At 47.0% G+C, this 12,980-nt stretch carries 10 protein-coding genes; 8 read left to right on the top strand and 2 right to left on the bottom strand.

From position 1 onward, the window contains the following. Positions 1-52: 52 nt before the first annotated feature. Positions 53-2,212, top strand: a complete 2,160-nt coding sequence (pdsS, locus tag L5L98_RS02285) for a proteobacterial dedicated sortase system histidine kinase (protein ID WP_028760269.1) — start codon at positions 53-55, stop codon at positions 2,210-2,212. A gap of 229 nt (positions 2,213-2,441) precedes the next feature. Next, a complete protein-coding gene (locus tag L5L98_RS02280) occupies positions 2,442-3,641 on the top strand; it encodes a cystathionine beta-lyase (protein ID WP_263138269.1) in 1,200 nt (399 codons plus the stop codon). 156 nt (positions 3,642-3,797) lie between these two features. On the opposite strand, the gene L5L98_RS02275 is transcribed toward L5L98_RS02280, so the two are convergent. After that, on the bottom strand, positions 3,798-4,286 hold the full coding sequence (locus L5L98_RS02275; RefSeq protein ID WP_173496577.1) for a CreA family protein: 489 nt from the start codon (positions 4,284-4,286) through the stop codon (positions 3,798-3,800). 45 nt (positions 4,287-4,331) lie between these two features. Further along, positions 4,332-5,798, bottom strand: a complete 1,467-nt coding sequence (yegD, locus tag L5L98_RS02270; protein WP_263138268.1) for a molecular chaperone — start codon at positions 5,796-5,798, stop codon at positions 4,332-4,334. Positions 5,799-6,174: 376 nt separating this feature from the next. Here yegD and ppk1 point away from each other — a divergent pair, with 376 nt between their 5' ends. The 6 genes from ppk1 (at position 6,175) to atcC (ending at position 12,836) form a co-directional block, all read left to right on the top strand. After that, the gene (gene ppk1 / locus L5L98_RS02265; RefSeq protein WP_028760273.1) at positions 6,175-8,346 is read left to right on the top strand and encodes a polyphosphate kinase 1; all 2,172 of its coding nucleotides are present in this window, start codon (positions 6,175-6,177) and stop codon (positions 8,344-8,346) included. A 42-nt stretch (positions 8,347-8,388) separates the two neighbouring features. After that, positions 8,389-9,933, top strand: coding sequence for an exopolyphosphatase (gene ppx / locus L5L98_RS02260; RefSeq protein WP_263138267.1), 1,545 nt, complete (start codon positions 8,389-8,391; stop codon positions 9,931-9,933). 402 nt (positions 9,934-10,335) lie between these two features. Beyond that, positions 10,336-10,620: a J domain-containing protein gene (locus tag L5L98_RS02255; protein ID WP_006081330.1), complete on the top strand. Its 285-nt coding sequence runs from the start codon at positions 10,336-10,338 to the stop codon at positions 10,618-10,620. 22 nt (positions 10,621-10,642) lie between these two features. After that, entirely contained in the window at positions 10,643-11,170 is a 528-nt protein-coding gene (atcA, locus tag L5L98_RS02250; RefSeq protein WP_115015148.1) for a cold adaptation protein AtcA, read from the top strand. Continuing rightward, on the top strand, positions 11,170-11,928 hold the full coding sequence (gene atcB / locus L5L98_RS02245) for a cold adaptation protein AtcB (protein WP_173245325.1): 759 nt from the start codon (positions 11,170-11,172) through the stop codon (positions 11,926-11,928). Before atcA ends, atcB begins: the two co-directional genes overlap by 1 nt. Before the next feature lie 11 nt (positions 11,929-11,939). Continuing rightward, positions 11,940-12,836, top strand: a complete 897-nt coding sequence (gene atcC, locus L5L98_RS02240) for a cold adaptation protein AtcC (RefSeq protein WP_263138266.1) — start codon at positions 11,940-11,942, stop codon at positions 12,834-12,836. The last annotated feature ends 144 nt before the right edge of the window (positions 12,837-12,980 follow it).

The following is a 12,980-nucleotide window of genomic DNA, read 5'->3' as shown; positions in this document are numbered from 1 at the left end:
GATAACCTTGGATGAATGAACTTTTAAACCCATTAATGCTGATCCCTAACTTATGACACGTTTCCCCTTTGGTCTACGCACTAAAGTCATCGGCCTTAGCCTGTTCTTGCTCTGCCTTCCTTGGCTGGGGTACCAATATGTGTGGGAAATGGAAAAGTATCTTCGCCACGGCCAAGAACGCACCTTAGAAGGCACCACTCAAGCACTAGCCACCGCGCTGCACGAGCGGCCGAAATTGTTCGATGGGCAAGCGAGTTTTTTAAAGCAAGTGGAAAAAAGCCGCGATCTATACGCCTATCCACTGGCGGGGGCGATTCTACTCGACGGCAAACTCAACGAATGGCAGGAATATCAGCACAGATTTATCCAATACGGTGAGGCGCACCAAATTATGCGTGCCGATCCGAACGCTCCCCTGACCTTAAGCTTTACCCACATGGTCGGACAATACGATGGTTATCTGTATGCTTTTTTTCAAGTCATTGATCCAACAGTGGTACTGCGGGGTAAAAATGCCCTAAGTGTCGATAGAAACGATCATCTCTCGATTGCGACACTCGCGCCCGACAATAAATTCAAACGCTATATCGTTGCCACGACTCAACCCGGCTGGATCAGCGCCTTCGAATTACCCGCTAATCCTAAGCAAACTGTGCCCGTCACACCTGAGGTGCGCATCCAAGGACAATGGGCGACGACAGATGTGGGCTACAATGTCGAGCTGCGTATTCCCTTAGACATGGTCGGCAGCAAACTCGGATTTGCCATTGCCGATGTCAACGACAGCAAATACCGTGATGTGGCTGCAGTTGTCGGCACCTCGGCCTTAGATACGGTCGACAATCTCGGTACTGTGCTGGTACCATCACCGGAAATTGAAAGTATTATCAAAGGCATGAGCCACTATAGCTCACGTATTTGGGTGGTCGATAAACACGGCCGCGTACTGGCAAAATCCGGTGACATTCGTGCTAATGACAGTGTATGGACCCGCACCTTAGAAGATGAAAAGAGCACCGCGCTGTGGGATACCTTCAAGCGTGATTATCTGCATCCGCTGTACTATAAAATTCTCACAAAACCGCCCAAAGACTTTATTGATTCCTTGCAAGATTCCACCGAGCTTGACGGCAGTCATATCCAAAAAGCCCTCGCGGGTCAGCAAAGTTCGACTTGGCGGTTAACCCCAGACAACAAAGCCGTGGTACTCGCCGCTGCGAGCCCCATTTGGATTGATAACAATGTGATGGGTGCCGTCGTCGCCGAAGAAACCACCCACGGTATTCGAACTCTACGTAACCGAGCGCTGGAAAAACTCTTTAACGTGATTTTGACCATAATGAGTATGGGCACCTTGGCGCTGTTCTTCTTCGCCTCGAGTATTTCTAACCGCATTCGTAAATTGCGCGATGAAGCCGAAAATGCCATCGACAGCCAAGGCCGTGTGCGTAATCACCTCAAACCGTCGAAGGCTCGGGATGAAATTGGCGATCTGTCCCGTAGCTTCTCTAGCATTGTGGGACGACTGGGTCAGTACACTCACTATCTAGAAAACATGTCGTCGCGCCTGTCCCATGAGTTGCGCACGCCCGTGGCTGTGGTGCGTTCATCCCTTGAGCATTTAAACCTGCAGACCTTAGATAAAGACACGCAAAAATATGTCGACCGCGCCCAAGAAGGTGTCAGCCGCTTAAGCATGATTTTAAACAACATGAGCGAGGCAACACGCTTAGAACAGAGTTTAACGCAGGCCGATATCACTAAGTTCCCACTCTCCCAAGTGGTCAGCGGTTGTATGCAAGGTTATCAAATGACCTATCCAGAACAAGGCTTTAGTGTGAAAGTGCCCGAGCAACCACTGATGATGCAAGGTGTGCCAGAATATATCGCCCAGTTAATGGACAAACTTATCGCCAACGCCATTGAGTTTTGCCATAAAGACAGTGCTATCGAAGTCACACTCACCCAAGTGGGTAAGCAAGCAACTCTGCTTATCAGTAACTTAGGGCCTGAACTGCCCATTGATATGTCGGAGCAGATTTTCGATTCCATGGTGTCGGTACGGATTAATCAAGCCCAAGATAAACCCCACCTAGGCTTAGGTCTGTATATCGCGCGATTGGTCGCCGAGTTCCACCAAGGACAAATCCTTGCCCGTAATCGCAGCGAACATAATGGTGTGGATATCCTTGTTACCTTACCTTTAAATTAAGAACATACGGCCTTTAAGTTAAGCGTGTTACAGCTTTTAAGCCCTGCGTCATAATCTCAACAGCTAAAATACAGGAGGCCAATAACATGAGCCAAACTCATCACGCGCCTCCTGTCATTTATGCGTGCAGATGCTAAGATGACCGCCATAACAATCGATAAGAAACGCCAATTATTCTCCCAAATTGTTCAACCTCTTCGTTCAACCTAAATGCCAAGGTAATGATCCAATGACAGATAAACATCATCAAGCCACTCAAATCGTCAGCTTAGGTCGAGACAAAAAATGGACCAAAGGCGTGATCAATCCGCCCGTCTTTCGCGCTTCGACTATCGTCTTCGAAACCATGGATGAAATGCGCCACGCCGCAAAAAATAAAACCAATGGCGAGATGTTTTATGGCCGCCGTGGCACCCCAACCCATTTTGCCTTTCAGGCCGCGATTGCCGAACTAGAAGGCGGCGTCGGTACGGCGCTGTATTCTTCTGGCGCTGCGGCGATCAGTGCGGCGCTACTGTCATTTTTAAAAACGGGCGATCACCTGTTAATGGTTGATAGCGTGTATGAGCCAACGCGGGATCTGTGCACCCATATTCTCGGCGGTTTTGGTATCGAAACCACTTACTACGATCCGCTGATTGGCGCAGGCATTCGCGACCTCATTCGCCCCAATACTAAGGTACTGTTTTTAGAGTCTCCGGGCTCAATCACCATGGAAGTGCAAGATGTACCGACCTTGTGCCGCATCGCCCACGAACATGGGCTGATCACTATGCTGGACAATACTTGGGCCTCGCCCATCAATAGCAAACCCTTTGAAATGGGTGTAGATATCTCAATTCAAGCGGCGACCAAATATATCGTCGGCCACTCAGATGTGATGATAGGCACGGCCACGGCCAACGAGAAATACTGGCCACAATTACGTGAACACAGTTATTTGATGGGACAAACCACATCGCCAGACGATGTGTACCTTGCTGCCCGCGGCCTACGTACCTTAGGCGTGCGTATGGCGCAGCATGAAAAAAATGCCCTGCAAGTAGCCAACTGGTTGAAAACCCGGCCAGAAGTCGATCATCTGCGTCACCCCGCGTTCGAGACATGCCCCGGGCACGAATTCTTTAAACGCGACTTTAGTGCCTCCAACGGCTTGTTCTCCTTTATCTTAAAACAGGGCGATGCCGATGCCGTCACCGCACTGGTTGAAAATATGAGTCACTTTAAGATGGGCTTTTCTTGGGGCGGCTACGAGAGTTTAATCCTCGGCATTTTCGGCATTGAAAAAATCCGTTCGGCGACGCAATGGGATGCGAGCAAACCTTTGATCCGTTTACATATTGGTTTAGAAGATCCCGCTGATTTAATCGCCGATCTCAGTGCTGGGTTTGAACGCTTTAACGCAGTATTGGCGGCCAAAGCTAAGTAACGATATTTAATGTACTAAGTGCTAGCAGAATATAAAAAAGGGGCGGAATAAATATTCCGCCCCTTCTCTTATCGGTACTGATACAAATACGAATTTTTATTGCAATATCATTATGCTTATCGCAAATAAACCGCTAAACCATAAACTCTACAGCGATTAATTCGCTTTCGCTCCAATACTTAATGCAGGATCGACCCAAGCCGCAGAGCCATAAAGCGGCACTGTTGAGAGCGCATGTTTATGGCTACCATTGGTCTCTTTCGTCGAATAGGACAAATACAACAGAGTCTGATTTTGCGCATCATAAATTCGGCGCACTTTTAATGACTTAAATAAAATACTCAGGGATTCGGTGAAAATCACTTCGCCGTGTTTTCCCATGTCTATCTTCGCCAGATCGGCCGCAGTAATTGGCCCAGTTTGACGGCAACTGATCCCCATATCGGACGGATCAGCAAAATCTAAATTGGCTTCGATACGACTGATATGGCAAGTCACCCCAGGTATTTTAGGATCGTTTTTAGCATCAATAATCACATCTTTAGTGGTAAAAAGCCCTAAGCTCACCTTACCCACATCGTCACCACAACCCGCAAGCAATAAACCTACAGAGGCCGCAAACGCACACTTCAACAGAGTTTTCATTCATACATCCTTTTACATTAGTGCTGATATGCTAGCGCTTATATATTAATGCGTAGCGAATAGCTTTTGTGCCCAGCGGGTTAATCCGGCTGTCACAGAGCCAAAGTGATCGCCGACCACGACCGGAATATCGGGATAAATACCAGCGATTTTCGCATAAATCGCAGGGCTTCGTGCCGTACCACCCGTCACGTAAATCACATCGGGTTTACACTCTGCTTCAGCGGATAAATCCTCTGTTGCTGAGCGGTTTACCGCGACATTTGTTGCAGCCAAAGTTTTTGCAGCTTGCGCGAGCGCTTGGTGCATCAGGGCTTCCACTTTCGTCAGCGACGGCTCAATGGCATTTTCAAACAATTCACGACTCACACCCGCGTGCAGCGCCGCTTCGATAAAATCCAGATTAACATCAGTATTATCGGTATCTGACAGCGCAATTTTCGCACGCTCGGCTTGGCGAACCAGTTGATAGCTTAACTGCTGCTGTTGCACCTTTAACAATCGCTTCAGTAACTGTGGCTGCTCGGCTTCTTTAACCAATTCATCAATCAATTTACGGCTACTTAAGGTACTGAATTCTCGCTGGGCGCTAATATCATTCACTGCGACCGCATTCCAAAATGTTTTACTGGGCATAGGTTTGCCATTGATCATCAAGGAACCTAAACCAAAGTGCGGCATAAAGGTATTCATTGCAAGGGCGATATCGAGATCGTTACCGCCGATACGCTGACCACTATGGCCGAGGAAATCTTCACTGCGATCCGCTTTTTGTTTATGAGCGGGTCCCATTTTTACCACAGAGCAGTCCGTTGTACCGCCGCCTACGTCGACGACCAATACCGTTTTGTTGTCGGTCAAGGTCGCTTCATAATCCATCCCCGCCGCTAACGGCTCGAACAGAAAATCAACGTCGATGAAACCCGCGCGTTTTGCCGCTAAGGTCAAAATGGCTTCGGCCTGACGGTTACTCTCTTCTCCGCCTATGCCTTGAAAGTTCACCGGACGACCAATAATCGCATGGGTGATCATCGCAGTGCTACCCTGCTTCACAAGGTCTTTTTCAACTAACACAGATTCGGCGCGCACTTTAATATGCTGCATCATCAAGGTAACAATATCTTCAAACAGGGCCACTTGTTCGGGTCTAAGCCCTGTCGCGCCTAAAAAGGATTTTGGCGAACGGACATAGAATCCCTCCTCCGGCATCTCTAAATACGCGCTCACCGCCTGCTCGCCAACAAATACAGCCTGAACATCGGCATCGAGATCTAACTCATGGCGCACCATACTGGCACGACTCAATTGCGCGGCGCGCTTTTTGGCGTAATCGGCTTTTAATTCAGTGGGAAGGCCACGATAAACCGCCTCGGCGATCAGTTCCCTGTCCATCGCGTATAAGGTCGAAGGCAAATAAGCTGATTGCTCTGATAACGCCAATAACTGCACACCATCACCCAGCATGATCCCTACGGCGCAGTTAGCACTACCATAATCAAATCCAACAAACATACCTTTTACTCCCGCGATAAAAAAGCCGAGCAAGATAACATAGTTTGCGATAATGCCCAAGGAGTTAACACTGACGGATTTATTCTCAAGGAAGCCACGTTTGCACAGTTTCTCAAGACTTAAATCGCAGTAACGCGAACAGAGTTTAAGCTCAATCCAAGATGATCATCATAAGGTCATATTTCTGTCACACTCGTCATCAAGTTGACATATTTCCCTCGTATCTTTATCCCAGATAAATCCCAGACTGATTTTGGCGTGTACGCAATATTTATCATTGAAATTCCTTCACTTGTCGGCAGTAAATCTGATTGCACAACGGCGGATGAATGCTATTGTATATTGCGCCATGACGCTTGCTTAAAGGAGCTGTGCAGTGTCCCCGAATACCGATAAACTTTCGATTGATAAAGAACTCTCTTGGTTGTCTTTTAATGAGCGGGTATTGCAAGAAGCCTGCGATCACAATGTTCCCTTAGTGGAGCGAGTCCGCTTTTTAGGGATATTTTCCAATAACATGGATGAGTTTTTTAGGGTGCGTGTGGCTGCGGTCAGACGCTCCATTTTGCTGTCATCCCTGCAGGAAGGTCGCAGTAACAGCCGCCATTTAATGGCCAAGATCCAATCGAAAGTGATGGCATTGCAAGAAAGGTTCGATGGCATATACACGGATTTAATGCGCGAACTTGTGCGCCGTAATATTTTGTTAATCAATGAGAAACAATTAAGTGAGTTCCACAGCGACTGGCTGAAAAAGCATTTTAGAGACCATTTCAAACGCCATATCGCGCCGCTTATGGTCAATAATAATCGCGATCTGATCAAGCAAATCAACGACGACGCCACCTATTTGTGTGTGTGTTTGTTCACTAAAGCTCGCCGCCAATACGCCTTAGTCGAAGTGCCGACTAAAAATGTACCGCGATTTATCGAACTCCCAGCCGAAAAGAGTAAAGCGAAAAAATATCTGATTTTATTAGATAACATTATTCGCCACTGCGTGGATGAACTCTTTGGTCCCTTCTTCGAGTACGATGCTATCGAAGTGTATTCGATGAAGTTAACCCGCGATGCCGATTTTGATATCACTGACGAGCTTGAACAAACCCAGCTTGAGAAAATGACCAAGGGATTGAAAAAACGTCTTACCGCCGAGCCTGTACGCTTAGTGTACGACAAAGAAATGCCTGAACACATGTTGGTGATGCTCAAAGAAAACCTGAACATCAGCTCGACCGAATGTTTGATCCCAGGCGGGCGTTACCACAGCTTTAAAGACTTTATCGCCTTCCCCAACCCGAGCCGCGACTACCTCGAAAACGAAAAACTACCGGCGCTCAATAGTGCAGGTTTTGGCCGCAGTGCCAACAGTTTCGATGCGATTCGGATGGGCGATATCATGCTCAATTATCCGTACCATAAGTTTTCCCACTTTACCGAAATGGTGCGCCAAGCGGCCTACGATCCGGCGGTGCGCTTTATTCGAATTAATTTATATCGAGTGGCGAAAAAATCCCATGTGATGCAATCACTTATCGATGCAGTGAAAAACGGCAAACAAGTCACCGCCGTAATTGAACTCAGGGCCAGATTCGATGAGCAATCCAACATCGAATGGACCCGCATCTTGGCCGAAGCGGGCGTCAAAGTTCACCACGGTATCACCAGTTTAAAAGTGCATTCCAAGTTGTGCTTGATTGGCCGCGAAGAACAAGGGGAAATCAAACTCTATTGTCACGTTGGCTCAGGCAACTTTAACGAAGGCACGGCGCGGGTTTACACCGACTTGTCACTGTTCACCGCCAATCAAGAGATTGCCCGTGAAGTGGAGCAAGTATTTGACTTGATTGAACATCCGTATCGCCGCGATAATTTCCAGCATTTAATTGTGTCGCCCTACGATGCCAGACAAAAACTGAGCCATTTAATTGATAATGAAATCGTTAATGCCCAGAGCCATATGAAGGCGGCGATTACCTTAAAATTAAATAACTTACTCGATGAATCCTTGGTCCAAAAACTCTATGAGGCTTCAGCCGCTGGGGTCAAAATCAAGTTACTTATTCGCGGCATGTGTTCGCTTATCCCGCAAATTCCGGGGATCAGCGACAACATCGAAGTCTATAGTATCGTCGACCGATTCCTCGAACACTCACGAGTGATGCTGTTCCACGCGGGCGGTGAGAACAAACTCTTTATCTGCTCCGCCGACTGGATGAGCCGCAACATAGATAATCGCGTTGAAGTGAGTGTGCCGATTTATGATCTGCGCCTAAAACAGATGATAATGGATATTTTATCCTTACAGTTCAATGACAACACTAAAGCACGTGTCATCAACAAGGAACAAAGTAATCCTTATCGGAATCGCGGTAACAAACGAAAAGTGCGTTCTCAAATTGCCATTTATCAATATCTGATTAATTATGAGAAGCGCCAACTGCAAGAATTTAATGCCTTACGTATGTCCACCCATGAGGGTGACGCTGAGCGAGAAGTGAAAACTCAGCCTGACATAACACCTGAGTTACGGGCCAAAGCCAGCTAATCGCTGGCTTTATATCGCTTTGATTGCCTAAGGATAATCCGATTGGTAACCACATATTCGCACACACAGTCACACGCTACGCCCAGCAATGTACTCGCAAACTCTAAATCGCGCCACTTTGTCGCCATCGATATGGGGTCGAACAGTTTTCATCTGGTCATTGCCCGCGAGCAAGATGGCAGTTTACAGATTTTACATAAAGAAAAACAACAGGTTCAGCTCGCCACAGGGCTCAATGCGCAAAATATTCTCGACAATGACGCCATAGAACGTGGGCTCAATTGCCTACGGGATTTTAACCAACGATTTTCCAATCTCGACCAAGCGCAAGTACGATTAGTCGCCACCCACACTCTGAGAATCGCCAAAAACCGCGATCAGTTTATCGAGGCAGCGCTCGCCATCATGCCCTATCCGGTGGAGGTCATTTCGGGCCATGAAGAAGCGCGTTTGATTTATAACGGTATTGCACAAAGCCAAGTGCTAGGGAAAAGTAATTTAGTCATCGACATCGGTGGTGGTTCTACCGAAGTGGTGATCGGCCAGAAAAATACCCCAACTCAGTTATCTAGCCTGCGCTGCGGTTGTGTGAGTTTTAATGAGCGTTTCTTTATTGATGGGCTCATCACCCCTGCCTCATTTCGCGATGCCCAAAGTGCGGCCGATAAGCAGTTCGCGTCGCTCTCAAAGGAATATTTCGCGGGCGGCTGGGAACTCACCTTGGGTAGCTCAGGCACAGTAAAAGCCATCTGCGAAGCAATTCAAGAAGAGCACGGCGATGAAACCATCACGCTATCACGACTCAAACAGCTCAAAATCAAGTTGATCAAATGTGGCCATATTAGCCAAATCCAATTTGCCAACGTCGATGATAAACGCATTCCTTTAGTGCCCGCCGGACTTGCCATTTTGATCAGCTTTTTTAGGCGCTTACCGATTCAAAAACTTGAGTTTAGCCCAGGTGCACTGCGTGAAGGCGTACTCTATGAACTGGCCAAGATTGGTCAATATCAGGATATTCGCCACCGCACCGTCGACAGTATTGCCCAGCTTTATCATATCGATATGGCCCACGCGGCTAAGGTACGCGACACTGCCATGGCCTTGTTTGAACAAGTCGCCGACGAATGGCAATTAAGGCCCCATGCGCGCTTGCTCGCCTATAGCGCGACTTTACATGAGATCGGATTACACATTAATTCAAAATCCCTGCACAAACACGGCGGTTACATTATCAGTAACAGTGACTTACCTGGGTTTAGCGAAGCATTACAGCTGGATTTAGCGCGGCTTATCACCAATCACAGAAAAAAGCCTAACGAATTAATGCTGACTGAGCTCGATCCCAACCATAAGCTCACACTCAATCGCCTACTCTGCCTGCTTAGGCTTGCTGTCTTGCTCAATCTTGGCCGTATCGCTAAGACGCTGACCTTAGATCATATTAAAGTGATCCCCGATGGACTCATGCTAGTACTACCAAGCCATAAGCGGAAAATCAGCTTGTTTATGAAAGATTTACAGCGAGAACAAAAACAAATGCTCACCCTTGGAATGAACCTACGTTTAGTGTCTAGTCTGACTTAGCGGTTACGGCGTTAGCTCAGCCTAACGTGGCCGAGCCGAGTGTGGGTTAGCTCTGTGTGAATGCGTTTAGCGAGGATTCGGCACTGTTCGGCGCTAAAATATTGCCCTTAATCGAGGGCCATTATCTCGCCTAAAACAAGGTTAAGTTAGCTGTCAATCTGGCTAGGTAACCGGATTTCAACAGCATAGCGGTAGACTTAATCCATGCGCCACAACAGATTAAAGTTTAAAGGATTTTTAACCCTTCACTAAAGCACAAATTCCTGCTCGCGCGTTTGCCGCTGAGTGGGAATTTCTGCTATCATCCACGGCTGACTAATCATAATTCCACGAATTTAAAGATAATCAGAGTCAAACCCTTTTTATCTCGCGATATCAGCCCCATCGCCTGCAGGTACAAGTATGATTAACCACTTTAGTGTGCTTGGTATAAAACCCAGTGCCAAAGAAGACGACATTAAAAAAGCCTATCGACGGCTGTCAAACAAATATCATCCCGACAAGTTGTTAGGCGCCTCGGAAGAGGAAAAGCAGCAAGCCGCCGTACAACTTGAACGCGTTAAAAATGCTTATGATGTGTTGTCCGATCCTAAGCGACGTAATGCGTTTATCAAAGATTTCAATAACGTCATAGTGACCGATCCCGCTAGCGCCATGCGCGAGCTGTGGGATCAATTTTATCCTTGAGCGTTTTCTAGAGTAGTGTCAAATGGTCAAAAAACTGAATATCTCACGCATTAATGAGCTAAAAAATAATGCCTACGACAATATCGAGTCCTACGACGATCCCGATACACCTAAAGCGCTAGAGCAATTTACTAGCCAAATCAAAAAGGTGTTAGAAGCCGATCCTAAGATGCTCGATACTGTGCCTGAGTACCTGCCTGTCGCGCTTTACGGTCGAATTAAGTTTCCCGCCGAAGCCAAACTCAAGTGGGCACATTGGATAAACACGGCAACTCAACCCGAGTGGGATGAGTTTAAAGTCACGATTGGCTTTAACAATGCTGATTTACCTTTAGTGTTAGCCGTGCGTGGTTACTCGGAAACCTTACTGATTGAAAGCTGCGCCGTGCTGTATTTACTTGAAACTCAAGGTAAAGCAACGCCAGCAGCAAAACATCACGACGATGAAGATGATGACAACGATTATGTTGGCACCTCAGATAACGACGATGATGATGAAGGCGAAGAGGAAGATGGCTACTACGATCACTACGATGATGAGGACCGCTAATGAACACTAGTCTCATTGAGATTACCGTCGCCGAAATTAAAGAGTTGGCGGACGTAGAGCCAAAACAAGCGAGCAAACGCTTTGAAATCATTGCAAATACCATGAGCGACGAGCAATTAGTCGAAGTTATCGAGCACATGGATATCGTCACGCTGACCCAAATCAACAGTCACCATGATATCTCTTGTCCTTCGATCATGTCTGAACTCATGACCCCAGAACAAATTCGCGACATCGTCTGTCAGCAACCTTTGTACTGGGAAGAAAAAATCAAAAACAATGCCGAAGAACTTATTCAGCATACCTTTGATTTTTTGACCTATTTAATTCGCATCCAAGATAGCGAAGAAAAGCAAACTGCGATTCTAGAATGTATCGCCGAAGATCCAGCGGGCCTGTTCTACCTGTCGATCCCTTTCATCGAAATGATGTTAGGCGAGAAACATGAAGATGATGACGGCTACACAGATCTCTATGATGACGAAGAAGACACTGAAACCATCGGCTACGACAGCCGCGTCGCCAGTGAAGATGCACACAGCCTCAGCATAGACGACCCACGCAGCCTAATGGCCTTGATCCACGAGCTCGCGCCCGATGTTGAAAAAGCCATTAAGAGCCTGCTGCGAAACGAAAGCTCAGGTTGGGAAATGATCATCAGCAAGTTTGTCAACGAGCTGGTTATTCAAGCCAAAGAGAAAAACCAAGTGACGGATGAATACGCTGAAGTCGATGATATGTTTAGCTTTTTGGATTAAGGAATTATTTGATGCAACTGGTACTGCGTGATGTAGATCAAGGACCCTACCTGAGCAAGGTATTGATCCAAGGCCAAGCAGACGAAACGCTGAGCGGTGAACAGCTGTCACAAATCAAATCCAAAGCCATTTTGATGAGCCTCAAACTGGCCGATAAATTTTACAACAAGTACAAAATGCACCTGCTCGAACAAGCAGCGCACGATGTCATTGGTGTGGTGAGTCTTGGTTTGATGGAATTGTCAAACCAAAACCCGCAGCAGGCGATACGCCTGTTGATCACCGCCGATGGCGTAGTCAAATGCTTTCAAAAAGGCTGGAGCATGCTCAGCACTGTCAGCAAGCATAAACTCGTCAACGGCAAGTCACTGTACGGTGATGTCGACAAGTTCTTGCTCGAACAAGTGTCCAGTCCGCCCGATGCGGAAGAATGGTTAGGCTATGAAGCCTATCAAGATGCCCTGCTTGAACACCAACGCCAACAGTCGATTGCGGCCCTATTGGCACAGTTTTACGCGCAATCGAGCTATGATCCGCTAGATTTTCTCAATCTAGAGAGTGTATTAGCCGAAGCGGTACTGTATCGATTGTTGTTTGATGGCGCCAAAGTCAGACAGGATTTGAAAAAGCGTATCGGCAAAATCACCTTAAAAGAGGAATGGTTTACCCGTGAGCATATCGAATTGGAAACCCAGAAAGCATTAGCAGAATTGCCCGCAGAACTCGCTGAAACCATCAGTAAAGATCTCGGCAAAAACTTTGCCCCCGCCCTACTGCGTACCCTGCACTTTGCGAAAAGCTACCGCGAACTATTACTCAGCGACGCTTCACCCGAACGCTTAGAAAGATTCGAACACAAGGAAGGTCTCATCGGCCTCCTTGGTTGGCCACTCTACATAGTACTTTGATCGGTACTTTGATTGGGACTTTAATCAGTACTGTGTTCAGTACGTTAACGAGTGCTTGAGTCGCTTAAAAATGAGTGCTTTATTGAAAAATAAAGCACTTTTTAATGTCTTTTGTCTCTATGCTCAATCCCAACAATCAGTATT

Origin of the sequence: Shewanella sp. SM23 (assembly GCF_025654295.1) — a bacterium.
Classification (GTDB): Bacteria; Pseudomonadota; Gammaproteobacteria; order Enterobacterales; family Shewanellaceae; genus Shewanella; species Shewanella oncorhynchi.
This window is presented reverse-complemented; position numbering and strand designations above follow the sequence as displayed.